The sequence below is a fragment of the Hydrogenophaga sp. genome, assembly GCF_035481345.1.
GTDB lineage: Bacteria > Pseudomonadota > Gammaproteobacteria > Burkholderiales > Burkholderiaceae_C > Hydrogenophaga.
Genome location: NZ_DATIGV010000021.1, coordinates 43,742 through 56,785, shown reverse-complemented (window position 1 = coordinate 56,785; position 13,044 = coordinate 43,742). Strand labels below are relative to the sequence as shown.

General features: G+C 69.4%; 13 protein-coding genes and 1 tRNA gene. 5 read left to right on the top strand and 9 right to left on the bottom strand.

The genetic code is table 11. From position 1 onward, the window contains the following. Positions 1-7: 7 nt before the first annotated feature. Entirely contained in the window at positions 8-511 is a 504-nt protein-coding gene (gene coaD / locus VLG41_RS02075) for a pantetheine-phosphate adenylyltransferase (RefSeq protein WP_325347738.1), read from the top strand. A gap of 10 nt (positions 512-521) precedes the next feature. Next, a complete protein-coding gene (locus VLG41_RS02070; RefSeq protein WP_288254388.1) occupies positions 522-812 on the top strand; it encodes a YfhL family 4Fe-4S dicluster ferredoxin in 291 nt (96 codons plus the stop codon). On the opposite strand, the gene pth is transcribed toward VLG41_RS02070, so the two are convergent. From pth to VLG41_RS02035, 7 genes are all read right to left on the bottom strand, one after another. Then, on the bottom strand, positions 770-1,420 hold the full coding sequence (gene pth, locus VLG41_RS02065) for an aminoacyl-tRNA hydrolase (RefSeq protein WP_325347737.1): 651 nt from the start codon (positions 1,418-1,420) through the stop codon (positions 770-772). The two genes, VLG41_RS02070 and pth, sit on opposite strands and share 43 nt — an antisense overlap. A gap of 66 nt (positions 1,421-1,486) precedes the next feature. Next, positions 1,487-2,116, bottom strand: coding sequence for a 50S ribosomal protein L25/general stress protein Ctc (locus VLG41_RS02060; RefSeq protein ID WP_325347736.1), 630 nt, complete (start codon positions 2,114-2,116; stop codon positions 1,487-1,489). A gap of 84 nt (positions 2,117-2,200) precedes the next feature. Next, complete coding sequence (locus VLG41_RS02055) at positions 2,201-3,175, bottom strand: ribose-phosphate pyrophosphokinase (RefSeq protein ID WP_009519902.1); 975 nt, start codon at positions 3,173-3,175, stop codon at positions 2,201-2,203. A 93-nt stretch (positions 3,176-3,268) separates the two neighbouring features. Further along, positions 3,269-3,345 (bottom strand) — tRNA-Gln (locus tag VLG41_RS02050). Between the two features lie 82 nt (positions 3,346-3,427). Continuing rightward, complete coding sequence (gene ispE, locus VLG41_RS02045; protein ID WP_325347735.1) at positions 3,428-4,285, bottom strand: 4-(cytidine 5'-diphospho)-2-C-methyl-D-erythritol kinase; 858 nt, start codon at positions 4,283-4,285, stop codon at positions 3,428-3,430. Continuing rightward, the gene (locus VLG41_RS02040) at positions 4,282-4,776 is read right to left on the bottom strand and encodes a lipoprotein insertase outer membrane protein LolB (protein ID WP_325347734.1); all 495 of its coding nucleotides are present in this window, start codon (positions 4,774-4,776) and stop codon (positions 4,282-4,284) included. The genes ispE and VLG41_RS02040 overlap by 4 nt, the downstream gene beginning before the upstream one ends. Further along, positions 4,773-6,533, bottom strand: a complete 1,761-nt coding sequence (locus VLG41_RS02035; protein WP_325347733.1) for a tetratricopeptide repeat protein — start codon at positions 6,531-6,533, stop codon at positions 4,773-4,775. The genes VLG41_RS02040 and VLG41_RS02035 overlap by 4 nt, the downstream gene beginning before the upstream one ends. A 92-nt stretch (positions 6,534-6,625) precedes the next feature. On the opposite strand from VLG41_RS02035, the gene mutM reads away from it, so the two are divergent. The 3 genes from mutM to mutY all read left to right on the top strand — a co-directional run bounded on the left by mutM (position 6,626) and on the right by mutY (position 10,517). Further along, on the top strand, positions 6,626-7,441 hold the full coding sequence (mutM, locus tag VLG41_RS02030) for a bifunctional DNA-formamidopyrimidine glycosylase/DNA-(apurinic or apyrimidinic site) lyase (protein ID WP_325347732.1): 816 nt from the start codon (positions 6,626-6,628) through the stop codon (positions 7,439-7,441). A gap of 74 nt (positions 7,442-7,515) precedes the next feature. Next, on the top strand, positions 7,516-9,459 hold the full coding sequence (locus VLG41_RS02025) for a dynamin family protein (protein WP_325347731.1): 1,944 nt from the start codon (positions 7,516-7,518) through the stop codon (positions 9,457-9,459). Further along, the gene (gene mutY, locus VLG41_RS02020; RefSeq protein WP_325347730.1) at positions 9,456-10,517 is read left to right on the top strand and encodes an A/G-specific adenine glycosylase; all 1,062 of its coding nucleotides are present in this window, start codon (positions 9,456-9,458) and stop codon (positions 10,515-10,517) included. Before VLG41_RS02025 ends, mutY begins: the two co-directional genes overlap by 4 nt. Here mutY and rapZ read toward each other — a convergent pair. Both rapZ and recN read right to left on the bottom strand, forming a co-directional pair. Further along, positions 10,499-11,386, bottom strand: coding sequence for an RNase adapter RapZ (gene rapZ / locus VLG41_RS02015; protein WP_325347729.1), 888 nt, complete (start codon positions 11,384-11,386; stop codon positions 10,499-10,501). The two genes, mutY and rapZ, sit on opposite strands and share 19 nt — an antisense overlap. Beyond that, on the bottom strand, positions 11,386-13,029 hold the full coding sequence (gene recN, locus VLG41_RS02010; RefSeq protein ID WP_325347728.1) for a DNA repair protein RecN: 1,644 nt from the start codon (positions 13,027-13,029) through the stop codon (positions 11,386-11,388). Before recN ends, rapZ begins: the two co-directional genes overlap by 1 nt. Positions 13,030-13,044 lie beyond the last annotated feature (15 nt).

The following is a 13,044-nucleotide window of genomic DNA, read 5'->3' as shown; positions in this document are numbered from 1 at the left end:
CCCTCTCATGCCCGAGACCACCGCCCGCACCGCCGTCTACAGCGGCACCTTCGACCCGATCACGCTCGGCCACGAGGACGTGATGCGCCGCGCCGCCGGCCTGTTCGATGAGGTCATCGTGGCCGTGGCCGTGGCCCACCACAAGAAGACGCAGTTCACACTGAACGAGCGGCTGGCGATGGTGGCCGAGGCGGCGGGCCGCCTGCCGGGCCGCGTGCGCGCCTTGCCCTTCGACGGGCTGATCATGGACTTCTGCCGCCAGCACGGCGCACAAGCCGTGGTGCGGGGCATCCGCAACATCACCGACTTCGACTACGAAGCGCAGATGGCTGCCATGAACCGCAAGCTGCACCCAGGCGTGGAAACCGTGTTCCTGCTGCCGCAGGCCGATCTGCAGTGCATCAGCAGCACCCTGGTGCGTGAGATCGCCAAGCTCGGCGGCGACGTGTCGGCCATGGTGCACCCGTCGGTGGCGGCGCGGCTTGAGCCGCCGCCGCCCTTGCAGGCCTGAGAGGATCGCCATGGCCCTGCTGATCACCGACGAGTGCATCAACTGCGACGTCTGCGAGCCCGAGTGCCCGAACCAGGCGATCTCCATGGGCGAGGAGATCTACCAGATCGACCCCGGGCGTTGCACCGAATGCGTGGGGCACTTCGAGGAGCCGCAGTGCGTGCAGGTCTGCCCGGTGTCCTGCATTCCGGTGGACCCGGCGCACATCGAATCGAAAGAGACGCTGTGGCAGAAGTACCAGCGCCTGCAGAAGGCCGGTCAGGGCTTGTCGTCGGCCTCGGGTGAGGCACCGGCCGCCTGAGCGGGCGCGGCGGCGGGCCGCGGCGGCTTCGGCCGGGGCGGCTTGCTCGTGTGGATGAGCGCGGTGGCTTTGTCCATCTCACCCGCGATCAGGTGGGGCAGGGCCCTCAGGCTGCGGTCCACGGCCTGTTCGATGGCGATGCGGTCGTCGGGCGAAGGCTTCTTCAGCACCCAGTTCGCCACCTCGTTCTTGTTGCCCGGGTGGCCGATGCCCAGGCGCAGCCGCCAGTAGTCGGCGCCGATCTGAGCGTGCACGTCGCGCAGGCCGTTGTGGCCCGCGTGGCCGCCGCCCTTCTTGAGCTTGGCCTCGCCCGGGGGCAGGTCCAGCTCGTCGTGCACCACCAGCACCTCCTCGGGCGCGATCTTGAAGAAGCGCGCCAGCGAGCCCACCGACTTGCCCGACAGGTTCATGAAGGTCTGGGGCTCGAGCAGCCAGACCGACTGGCCGCCGACGTTGGCGCGCGCCACCAGGCCGAAGTGCGAGCGCTCCATCTGCAGCGAGACCTTGAGCAGGCGCGCGGCCTCGTCCACCCACCAGAAACCGGCGTTGTGGCGCGTGGCCTCGTACTCGGGGCCCGGGTTGCCCAGGCCGGCGATGAGCTTGATCATGGGGAGGGATTGTCCCAAAAGAAAAGGCCCGCGCGGGGCGGGCCTTGTTCATGGCGGGGCAGGGGGTTACTTTTTGCCCTTGCCTTTTTTCTTGTCGTCGGCGGGCGCCGCAGCCACCGGAGCGGCCACGACTTCCTCGACCGGCTCCACCACGGTCGCGACCGTGATGTCCTTGCGGCCGTGGGTGACGATCTTCACGCCCTTGGGCAACTTGATGTCGCCAGCGTGCACGGTGGCACCCTTGGTGACCTGGCTCAGGTCCACCGTGATGTGCTCGGGCAGCTGGGTGGCCAGGCACTCGATCTCGATGTCGTTGATCACGTGGTTGACCAGGCACTTGTCGAGCTTGACGGCGGGCGACTCTTCCGCGCCGGTGAAGTGCAGCGGCACTTTCTTGCGCAGGCGGGTCTTCTCGTCCACGCGCTGGAAGTCCACGTGCAGGACCTGCGGCTTGAAGGGGTGGTACTGCACATCGCGCAGCAGCACTTTTTCAACCTTGCCGTTGAGCTCCATGTCGAGGATGGAGGCGTGGAAGGCTTCCTTCTTCAGGGCGTGCCACAGGGCGTTGTGATCGAGTTCGATCGAGGTGGGGGCGGCGGTGCCACCAAAAACGATACCGGGCGCGCGACCGGTGATGCGCAGACGGCGGCTCGCACCCGTACCCTGCTTGGCGCGCTCGAAAGCGACGAATTGCATGACTGACTCCAGTTGAGGGGTTCCGCGACCAGAACGCCTCGGTTGATAAAGGCCGCCTCGCGGCGACCGGTTATTGATCGCTGATCAGAAGAGGTTGTCCTGATCGGCGAACAAACTGATGACCGACTCGCCCGAGGCAATGCGCGCGATCGACTCGGCGATCAGCGGTGCCACGGAAACTTGCCGGATCTTGCCGCAGGCCTGGGCGGACTGCGACAGGGGAATGGTGTTGGTGACAACCACCTCGTCGAGCGCGCTGCCCTTGGCGATGCGCTCGATGGCGGGACCGGAGAAGATGGGGTGCGTGCAGTAGGCGTAGACCTTCTTGGCACCGCGCTCCTTGAGCACCTCGGCCGCTTTCACGAGCGTGCCGGCGGTGTCGATCATGTCGTCCATGATCACGCAGTTGCGGCCTTCGATGTCGCCGATGACGTGCATCACCTCGGACACGTTGGCCTTGGGGCGGCGCTTGTCGATGATGGCCATGTCGCAGTTGAGCTGCTTGGCCAGCGCGCGCGCGCGCACCACGCCGCCCACGTCGGGCGAGACTACCAGCAGGTCTTCGTAGTTCTTGGTGCGCAGGTCGCCCAGCAGCACGGGCGAGGCGTAGATGTTGTCGACCGGAATGTCGAAGAAACCCTGGATCTGGTCGGCGTGCAGGTCCATGGTGAGCACGCGCTGCACGCCCACGGTCTGCAGCATGTTGGCCACGACCTTGGCGCTGATGGGCACGCGGCTGGAACGCGGGCGGCGGTCCTGGCGAGCGTAGCCGTAGTAGGGGATGACGGCGGAGATGCGCTCGGCCGAGGCGCGCTTGAGCGCGTCGACCATGATGAGCAGCTCCATCAGGTTCTCGTTCGTGGGTGCGCAGGTGGACTGCACGACGAACACGTGGCGGGCGCGCACGTTCTGGGTGATCTCGACGGTGACCTCGCCGTCGGAGAAGCGGCCAACCGTGGCCGCGCCGAGCTGCGTGCCCAGGTGCTGGGCGATCTCGGACGCCAGCACGGGATTCGCGTTGCCGGTGAAGATCATGTAATCCGGGGGCTGAACTTGCATGGCATTCCCAGCGGTCTGGCGGCCACCGGCGGGGCCGCGATCAAAAAACAACGGCCATCAGGGATGGCCAGTGTGAGTGATGTCAGAAAACGGTGGCAGGGGAGGAAGGACTCGAACCCTCGCATGCCGGAATCAAAATCCGGTGCCTTTACCAACTTGGCGACTCCCCTACGCTGGAGGCCCGTGACGATGCCACGAACCACCGAATTGTCGCAGGTTGCGCAACCGCTGCGCCGTCTGGTGCGCCGGCGTTCAGCCGTCGCACCAATCGAGCAATGGATGGGCATCCATGTTGCTGCAGACACGCACCTGCCAGGAGGCTGGCGCCGGGCCCAGAACCGGATTCCCGGTGCACGGTGCGAACACCGCGGTACCTGAACCGGTCATGCGCCCCGACAGACCTTGGTCTGCCAGCCAGTGAATCGCGTCACCGACCTCGGGGCACAGGGCCCGTGCCACCGGCTCCAGATCGTTGTGGCCAAAGGCCATCAGCGATTCGAGGTTGCCGTTTGCAGCAAAGCCTTGGATTGTAGCAGTTTTCGTGTCGCGTTTGAGCGCCTGGCTCGCGAAGATCTGTGGCGTCGACGCGCCACCGGGTGGCTTGACCAGTACCAGGTGGCCGCGCGGCAACTTGATGGGGGTCAGGCGCTCGCCGATGCCCTCGACCCAGGCGTGGCGTCCGCCGATGAAGAAGGGCACGTCGGCGCCCAGCGTGAGTCCGATGCGCGCCAGCGCGTCGCGCCGCAGGTTCAGGTTCCACAGGCGGTTGAGCGCGAGCAGCGTGGTGGCGGCGTCGGATGAGCCACCACCCAGCCCCGCCTGGGCGGGCAGGCGCTTGTCGAGCGTGATGCGCACACCGAGGGCACAGCCTGTGGCCTCGCGCAGCGCCCGCGCGGCGCGCACGCACAGGTCATCCGCGGGCAAATCGGCGGGCGCGCTGTCCACGCGCTCGATGGCGCCGCTGTCCAGGCGCTCGAAGTGCAGGTGGTCGCACCAGTCGATGAGCATGAACACGGACTGCAGCTCGTGGTAGCCGTCGCCGCGGCGGCCGATGATGTGCAGGAACAGGTTGACCTTGGCCGGCGCGGGAACGTCGTACAGGCTGTTCATGGTTGTTCGAACACGAGGCGCAGCTCGGCCGAGGGCCGGGGCTGTTCGCGCTGCGCCACCAGGCGGCCGTTGGCGTGTGCCGATAGGTCGACGCGCCAGCCGCCAGCTTGGGCGTCCCGGCCCTGGAGCCAGTCGAACATGGCCAGTACCGGCAAGGGGGCGCCGCTGAGTTCGGTGGTGAGCGCATCAAGGCTGTCGCGGCGCGTGGTGTCGTTGCCGCGTTGCAGCTCGGCCCCTTGCGCGGACCAGCGCACCGTGGCCAGGGTCTGCCCCAGCGCCGAACTGAGCTGGAGTTCGCCCTGGGCCGCGCTGCCGCGCAGGTCGAACAGGGCGGAGAAGGCCTGCGGAGGCGTGCTGTCCACGCGCAGGGCGAGTCGGCCGGACCAGGCGGCCTCGCCGGGCAGGCGGGGCCGCGGCGTGGCGCAGCCGGCGAGGCCGGCGGCCAGGGCGATGACGGCCGTGCGGCGGGTGAGCGGGGCGCGCAGGCTCACGGCTCGACGTTGAGGCGCTTGAGCGTGCTCTTGAGCGTCTCGTTGTCATTGGCGAGCGCCAGGCCCTCGCGCCAGATGCGGCGGGCCTCGTCGCGCTCCCCCTTGAACCAGAGCACCTCGCCCAGGTGGGCGGCGATCTCGGGGTCGGGGCGCTTGCCATAGGCGTCGCGCAGGATGCCGAGCGCGCGCTCGGTGTTGCCGAGACGGAACTCGACCCAGCCCAGACTGTCCTGGATGTAGGCGTCGTTGGGCGCCATGGAGACGGCCTTCTCGATGAGCCGCTTGGCCTCGGGCAGGCGCTCGTTGCGGTCGGCCAGGGAGTAGCCGAGCGCGTTGTAGGCGTGGTGGTGGTCGGGCTTGGCGGCGATGAGCTCGCGCAGCAGGCGCTCCATTTCGGCAGGCATGCCCGCCCGGTCGCCCATCATGGCCTGCTCGTAGAGCAGGTCCGGGTCCTCGGGGAAGCGCTGAACCGCTTCGCCGTAGACCTGATAGGCCTCGCGCCAGGCCTTGAATTCGCGCAGCAGCTGGGCCTCGCTGACAAGTTTGAGGCGCGCGTCGTCGGGGCGGCGCTCGGGCTGGCTGCGCAGCAGGGCGCGGGCGTCGTCCAGGCGGCCCTGGCGCGCCAACACCGAGGCGCGGCGCAACTGCGCGGCCATGATCTCCTCGGGATTGTCGATGCGGTCGAGCCAGGCGTTGGCGGCAACGAAGTCCTGCTGCTTCTCGGCGATCTCTGCCTTGAGCAGGTAGGCCTGCGTGAGGCTGCGGCGCTCGCGCTCGTCCTTCGCATCGCGAGCGAGCTGCAGGTAGGTGTCGAGCGAGACGTTGGCCGCGGGCAGTGCGTTGTCCCGCACCTGCAGCATGCCCAGCAGCAGCCAGGGGTCGGGCTGCTGCGGCGCCTGTGTGGTCAGGCGCTCGAGTTGCACGCGCGCGTCGCGCAGGCGGCCCAGGTCGAGCAGCACGCGCGCGTAGGCGGTGGCGATCGCCGTGTTCTGCGGGTCTTTCGCCCGCGCGGCGTCGATGTGCTGGCGCACCACCAGCTCCGTGTCGGCCTGGCCGCGCTCCAGCAGTTCCAGTGCAAGCAGCGCGGGATACGGCGATACCGGGTCCGCTGCATGGCCGCGCCGCACCGCGTCGCTGGCGGCCACGGGGCGATCGAGGTCGAGTTCAAGCCGGCCGATGGTGGCCCAGGCCGCGCCGGCGTGGGCGGCTTGGTTCTGGAACGGGCCCAGCGCCTCGCGGGCGGTGGCCAGCACCTGGGCCTTGTCCGTGGCGCGTGCGTACATCTGGGGAATGGCCGCGATGGCGCCGTTGCGTTCTTCCGCCGGGGTGGCCTGCAGCACGGCGCGCAGGACTGGCGCGGTTTCGTTCACGCGCCCCAGCGACAGCAGCGTGAGCAGCGCGAAGCGGTTGGCGTCGGCATCACCGGGAATATCGCGTGCCCAGGTGGTCGCGGCGGTCAGCGCGGCGTCGATCTGGCGGGACTGCAGCGCGACCTCGACGGCGCGCCGGAAGAGCTCGGGGTTCTTCTCCCGCTGGGCGGCGTCGAGGATGAGCGAGTAGCCCGCGCCGGGGTCGCCGCCGCGCACGTTGAGTTCGCCCAGCAGCAGTTGGTAGAAGAGGGAGGCGTCGAGCGCCGAGCGGGTGGCCGAGGGCTTCAGTGGGCTCTGCGCCAGCGCCACGGGGCTGGCCAGCACGCCGGCGCATGCCAGTGCCACGAGCGAGTGGCGAAGACGTGAATGCAGCGGCAGGGGTTTCATCGGGTCATGATAATTGAAGGGTCCAAGGCCTTTGTGTCTTGATCCAAAGACCCTGGCGCGTGTTCCCGTGCCCTTTTTTCGCCCAGATCGCCGTGCCCGAATTGCCCGAAGTCGAGGTCACCCGACGCAGCTTTGCCGACCGCATCGCCGGGGGCACGGTGCGCAGCGTGGCGCTGGGCAAACCGCTGCGCTGGCCGTTGGGCGTCGAGCCGGACGCGCTGGTTGGGCAGCGGGTGCGCTCGGTCGGTCGGCGGGGCAAGTACCTGCTGATGGAGCTGGATGCCGGCTGGCTGCTGTTGCACCTGGGCATGTCGGGCAGCCTGCAGTTCGCGCCGGTGCTGCCGCCCGCCGGCCCGCACGACCACTTCGAGCTGGACACCAGCCAGGGGCGGTTGCGCCTGCACGACCCGCGCCGCTTCGGTGCGGTGGTGCACGTGCCATCGCTCGAGCACCCGCGCGCCGTGCAACTGCTGGGGGGGCTGGGCGTGGAGCCGCTGGAGGCGGGCTTCGATCCGGTGCGCTTCCACCAGGCCCTGCGCCAGCGGCGTGCGCCCATCAAGCAGGTGCTGCTGGCCGGTGACATCGTGGTCGGCGTGGGCAACATCTACGCCAGCGAGGCCTTGTTTCGTGCCGGCATCCGCCCCACCACGCGGGCCGACCGCATCAGCGGCCCGCGCGCGGCGCGCTTGCACGGCGCCATCGTCGACGTGCTGCAGCGGGCGCTGGCGCTGGGCGGCAGTACCTTGCGCGATTTCGTCAGCGCTGAAGGGCAGAGCGGCTACTTCCAGCTCGATGCCATGGTGTACGACCGCGCCGGGCAGCCCTGCCGCCAGTGCGCCACGGCGATCCGCAGCATCCGGCAGGGGCAACGTTCTACCTACTTCTGCCCGCTCTGCCAGGCCCGCTGACCACGCGTCCGCGATGGGCGGCCTCTCTGGGAGGTGGGTGCTATATTGGTCGATCGCCCGAAAGACACTGCCGCATGAATTTCATTCAAGCCTTCGATCAGCACGGCGCCTGGCGCAAGCAGTTCGCGCTGCGCCTGAAGCTCCTGTCCGAATGGCTGGTCGACCATGAGCTGATGGAGCCGGGCATCCGCGAGCGGCTCGATCAACTGCACGCCCAGATCAAGAACGACAAGATCACGGTGGCCTTCGTGGCCGAGTTCTCGCGCGGCAAGTCCGAACTCATCAACGCGGTGTTCTTCGCGGGCTACGGCCGACGCATCATGCCGGCGAGCGCCGGGCGCACCACCATGTGCCCCACCGAGCTCGCCTACGACGCCGACCTGCCGCCCTGCCTGCGCCTGCTGCCCATCGAGACGCGCCTGCAGCCGCAATCCCTGCTCGACTGGCGCAACGCCCCCGCCAAATGGGAGCGCGTCGACCTGGACGTGAACGACCCGAAACAGCTCGCCAAGGCCATCCAGAAGGTGTCCGAGGTGCGCCACGTGCCCGTGGACGAGGCGCGCGCCCTGGGCTTCTGGCACGACGAGGTGCCCGAGGACAACCCGTTGCCCGGCCCCGACGGCCTGATCGAGGTGCCGCGCTGGCGCCACGCGCTCATCAACATGGCGCACCCGCTGCTCAAGCAGGGGCTGGTCATCCTCGACACCCCCGGCCTCAACGCCATCGGCGCCGAGCCCGAACTCACCGTCAGCCTGCTGCCCCAGGCGCACGCGGTGGTGTTCATCCTCGCGGCCGACACCGGCGTGACCAAATCCGACCTGGGCATCTGGCGCCAGCACCTGGCCACGCTGGGCGACGGCCAGGCCTCTCGCCTGGTGGTGCTCAACAAGATCGACACCATGTGGGACGCGCTGAGTTCCCCCGAACAGGTGCAGTTGCAGATCGCCGCGCAACGCGCCGATTCGGCCGAGATTCTGGGCGTGCGGCAGTCGCAGGTACTGGCGGTGTCGGCCCAGAAGGGCCTGCTGGCCAAGGTCAACCGCGACGACGAACTGCTCAAGGCCAGCCAATTGCTCGATCTGGAGCGCGCACTGAGCGAAGGCCTGCTGGGCCAGCGCCGGCGCATCCTGGGCGCGGCCGTGGCTGTCGGGGTGGAGGCCTTGCGCGGCGAGGCCGGCCGGATGGTGCACTCGCGCCTGCGCGACCTGGTCGAGCAGATCCAGGAGCTCGACGGCCTGCGCGGCAAGAACGCGGGCGTGATCAAGCAGATGCGCCTGCGCATCGAGCAGGAGCAGGCCGACTTCGACGCCAGCGGGGCCAAGATCCAGGCGGTGCGCTCGGTGCACCTGCGCCTGCTCAAGGACCTGTTCGCGCTGCTGAGTCCTTCGCACCTGAAAGCCGAAGTCTCCACGCTGGCGCGCCAGCTCAAGAGCCCCGGCATCAAGCTGGGTGTGCGCCGCGCCTACGACAGCACCTTCAAGCGCCTGCGCGACGACCTCAGCCGCGCCGACGAAATGGCGGGCGAGATCCAGTCCATGCTCGAGGGCAGCTTCAGGAACCTCAACGCCGAGTACGGCTTTTCGCTGCAGGCGCCGTCGTCGCCGCAGCTCGCGCTCTACCGCAAGGACCTCGACCTCATCGAGAAAAGCCACCTGCAGTACCTGAGCCTGGGCAACGCCCTGCGCCTGGCCCAGCCCGAGTTCGCCGAGCGGCTGGCGCGCGCGCTCATGAGCCGCCTGCGCGTGGCCTACGAAACGGCGGTGAACGAAGTCGAGCTCTGGAACAAGTCGGCCGCGGCCCAACTCGACGCGCAACTGCGTGAGCGTCGCCGCAACTTCACGCGCCGCATCGAGGCGGTTTCACGCATCCAGCAGGCCGCCAGCGGTCTGGACGAGCGCATCCGCGAACTGCAGGTTCAGCAGGCCGCGCTCAACCAGCTCGAACTCAAGTTCGAGGAACTCACTGCCCACCTGCTCGCGGCGCCCGACGAAGAACACGCCGAAGCCATGGCGGCATGACGGCCTTGCCCGCGGACTTCGCGCCGCGCCTCATCGATTGGCAACGCCACGCCGGGCGGCACGGCCTGCCCTGGCAGGGCACCCGTGACCCTTACCGCGTCTGGCTGTCCGAGATCATGCTGCAGCAGACGCAGGTCTCGACCGTGCTGGCGTACTACGCGCGCTTCCTCGAACGCTTTCCCGATGTGGCCGCGCTGGCGGCGGCGCCCATCGACGAAGTGATGGCGCTGTGGAGCGGGCTGGGCTATTACAGCCGCGCGCGCAACCTGCACCGCTGCGCGCAGGCCGTGATGACCGAACACGGCGGGCGCTTTCCCGCCAGCGCGAGGGAGCTCGAAACCCTGCCCGGCATCGGCGCGTCCACGGCGGCGGCCATCGCCGCGTTCTGCTTCGGCGAGCGCGTGTCCATCGTCGACGGCAACGTCAAGCGCGTGCTCGCCCGGTTGCTGGCCTTCGAGGGCGACGTGGGCCAGGCGTCGAGCCAGCGCGCGCTGTGGGACCTGGCGCAGGGCCTGTTGCCCGCCGAGGTCACCCACGACGACATGCGCGCCTACACGCAAGGCCTGATGGACCTGGGCGCCACGGTGTGCACGCGCACCCGACCGCGTTGCGACGCCTGTCCCGCTCGCGAACTCTGCCTGGCGCGGGAGCGCGAAGACATCGCCCGGTACCCGGTGAAAGCGCGCCGCGTGCAGCGGCGCTTCGAGCGCTGGTGGCTGCTGTTCGCCATCCGCGGGGACCAGGTATGGCTGCAGCGCCGACCCGAGCGTGGCATCTGGGCGGGGCTGCACGCGCCCCTGGTGTTTGCGAGCGAAGAGGCGATGCAGGTCGTATCGCCCGCCGACTGGCCCTCGCAATGGATAGCGGCCGAGGCCGTGGCCCATGCGCTCACGCACCGCGAACTGCAGTTGCTGCCGCATTGGGTGGCTGTGGAAAGCGTGCCGCCGGACTGGGCTGGCGAGTGGGTGCGGCTGTCGGCGCTGCCGTCCGTGGGTTTGCCGGCGCCGGTGCGAAGCCTGCTGTCGGGCGACTGGGCGGCTCAGCTCCTCGACCAGTAATCGGCCTCGCGGTGGCGCACGCGCGCCACCCACTCCCCGCCGAAAAACGCGGCCAGGCGTTCCACCAGGAACACGGAGCGGTGCTGGCCGCCGGTGCAACCGATGGCCACCGTGACGTAGCTGCGGTGGTCGCGCTCCATGTGGGGCAACCAGTGCTGCAGGAAGCCGCGGATCTGGTCTTCCATGGCCAGCACGTCCGGGCTGGCTTCCAGGAAGCGCGCCACCAGCGCGTCGCGCCCGGTCAGCGGCTTGAGCAGCGGCTCGTAGTGCGGGTTGGGCAGCATGCGCACGTCGAACACGAAGTCGGCGTCCATGGGAATGCCGCGCTTGAAGGCGAAGGATTCGAACACCAGGGTCATGGGGGTGCGCGTCGCGCCCACGAGTTCCTTGACCTGGCTGCGCAGTTGGGCGGCGCGCGTGAGGCTGGTGTCCAGCACCAGGGCCTGCTCGCGCAACTCGGCCAGCAGCTCGCGCTCGTACTCGATGGCGTCCGTCAGCGCTCGGCGCTGGTCATCGGTTTCCTCCAGCGACAGCGGGTGCAGGCGGCGCGTTTCGGAAAAACGCCGCACCAGCGTGTCGGTGGTGGAGTCGAGGAAGAGCGTGGTGAGTTGCACGTCGCGCGAGCGCAGCGCGGCCAGTCGACGCGGCAAGCCGGGCAGCGACTTGGCGCTGCGCACGTCCATGGCGATGGCGACCTTGCGCAGGCGGTCGTGGCGGTCGAGGTCGATGAAGGCCTCGAGCAGCTCGGGCGGCAGGTTGTCCACGCAGTAGAAGCCCAGGTCTTCCAATGCGTTGAGCGCCACCGACTTGCCCGAGCCGGACATGCCGGTGATGACGACGAGCTCGGTGGTGGCGGGGGCGGTGTCCATCAGGCCGACAGGAGTTCGCGCGCGTGCGCGAGCGAGATTTCGGAGCGTTCGTTGCCACCGAGCATGCGCGCCAGTTCGCGCACGCGCGGCTCGGTGTCGATGGCCTGCACGGTGCTCAGGGTCTGCTGGCCCTGTCGCTGCTTGGCCACGAGCAGGTGGTGGTCGGCGCAGGCCGCCACCTGGGCCAGGTGCGTCACCGCCAGCACCTGGCGGTCCTGTCCGAGCTGGCGCAGCATCTGACCCACGGTGTGCGCCACGGCGCCGCCAATGCCCGCGTCCACCTCGTCGAAGATCAACGTGGGCGCCTGCCCCAGGCGGCTGGTGACCACCGAGATGGCCAGGGCGATGCGGGAGAGCTCACCGCCCGAGGCGACCTTGGCCACCGGCTTGGGCGTGCTGCCGGCGTGGCCGGCGACGCGGAATTCCACCTGCTCCAGCCCATGCGACTGAGGCTCGGCCAGCGGCGGCAGAGCCACCTCGAAGCGGCCGCCCTGCATGCCCAGGGTCTGCATGGCCTCGGTCACGGCCGTGCCCAGGCGCGGCGCCGCTTTCTGGCGCTGGCGGCTGACGGCGCGGGCGGCCTGATCGAAGGCCGTGCGCGCGGTGGCCTCGCGCCGTTCGAGCGCGGCGAGGTCGAGCGTGTCGTTGATCTGCTGCAGGTCGCGGGCCCATTGCGCATGCAGGGCGGGCAGTTCCTCAGGCGTGGTGCGGTAGCGGCGCGAGAGGGACAGCCACTGCGCCAGCCTTTCGTCCAGCGCGGCCAGGGCCGAAGGGTCGAGCTCCATGTGGCGCTGGTGCTGGTGCAGCTCGTGCACGGCGTCCTGCACCTGGGCCAGCGCGCTCTCCAGCGTTTCAACGATCCGCGCGAAAGCCGGCTCCACGTGCGCCTGCGCCTGCAGCGCCGACACCGCGCGGCTGAGCAGGCTGGCGGCGCTGTCGTCCTGTTCGTCCAGGACCTGCACGGCGGTTCCTGCAGCGTCGATCAGGGCCTGGGCGTTGGCCAGGCGACCATGCCGGGTGTTCAGCTCGTCCCATTCGCCCGCTTGCGGGCCCAGCTTGTCCACCTCGGCCATCTGCCAGGCCAGGCGCTCACTGTCCTGGCGCGCAGCGTCCTGGCGTTCGCGCGCTTCGCGCAGGGCGGCGGCGGCCTGCCGCCAGGCGGACCACGCGGCATTCAAGGCCGTGGTGTCCACACCCGCATAGGCGTCGAGCAGTTCGCGCACCGCCTCCGGCCGCGTGAGGCTTTGCCAGGCGTGCTGACCATGGATGTCGACCAGCGCATCGGCCGCGGCGCGCAACTGCGTGAGCGTGGCCGCGCTGCCGTTGATCCAGGCGCGGCTGCGGCCGTCGGCGTCGATCGTGCGGCGCAGCAGCAGCGCCTCATCGTCGGCGAAGCCCTGCTCGTCGAGCCAGGGGCGCAGGATCTCGGGCCGGTCGAACTCGGCCGCGATCTCGCAGCGCGGCGCGCCCTCGCGCACCACGCCCGCGTCGCCGCGCGCGCCCAGCGCCAGTTGCAGCGCGTCGATCAGGATGGACTTGCCGGCGCCGGTTTCACCCGTGAGCACGCCGAAGCCGCCGGCCAGTTCCAGGTCCAGCGAGGTGACGATGACGAAGTCGCGCAGGACGATGCGTCTGAGGCTCATGAATGGGTATGGACG

Bases quoted from the DNA above. Each gene is read 5' to 3' on its own strand.
- coaD (WP_325347738.1), top strand. From the start codon at position 8: ATGCCCGAGACCACCGCCCGCACCGCCGTCTACAGCGGCACCTTCGAC.
- VLG41_RS02070 (WP_288254388.1), top strand. From the start codon at position 522: ATGGCCCTGCTGATCACCGACGAGTGCATCAACTGCGACGTCTGCGAG.
- pth (WP_325347737.1), bottom strand. From the start codon at position 1,420: ATGATCAAGCTCATCGCCGGCCTGGGCAACCCGGGCCCCGAGTACGAG.
- VLG41_RS02060 (WP_325347736.1), bottom strand. From the start codon at position 2,116: ATGCAATTCGTCGCTTTCGAGCGCGCCAAGCAGGGTACGGGTGCGAGC.
- VLG41_RS02055 (WP_009519902.1), bottom strand. From the start codon at position 3,175: ATGCAAGTTCAGCCCCCGGATTACATGATCTTCACCGGCAACGCGAAT.
- ispE (WP_325347735.1), bottom strand. From the start codon at position 4,285: ATGAACAGCCTGTACGACGTTCCCGCGCCGGCCAAGGTCAACCTGTTC.
- VLG41_RS02035 (WP_325347733.1), bottom strand. From the start codon at position 6,533: ATGAAACCCCTGCCGCTGCATTCACGTCTTCGCCACTCGCTCGTGGCA.
- VLG41_RS02025 (WP_325347731.1), top strand. From the start codon at position 7,516: ATGAATTTCATTCAAGCCTTCGATCAGCACGGCGCCTGGCGCAAGCAG.
- mutY (WP_325347730.1), top strand. From the start codon at position 9,456: ATGACGGCCTTGCCCGCGGACTTCGCGCCGCGCCTCATCGATTGGCAA.
- rapZ (WP_325347729.1), bottom strand. From the start codon at position 11,386: ATGGACACCGCCCCCGCCACCACCGAGCTCGTCGTCATCACCGGCATG.
- recN (WP_325347728.1), bottom strand. From the start codon at position 13,029: ATGAGCCTCAGACGCATCGTCCTGCGCGACTTCGTCATCGTCACCTCG.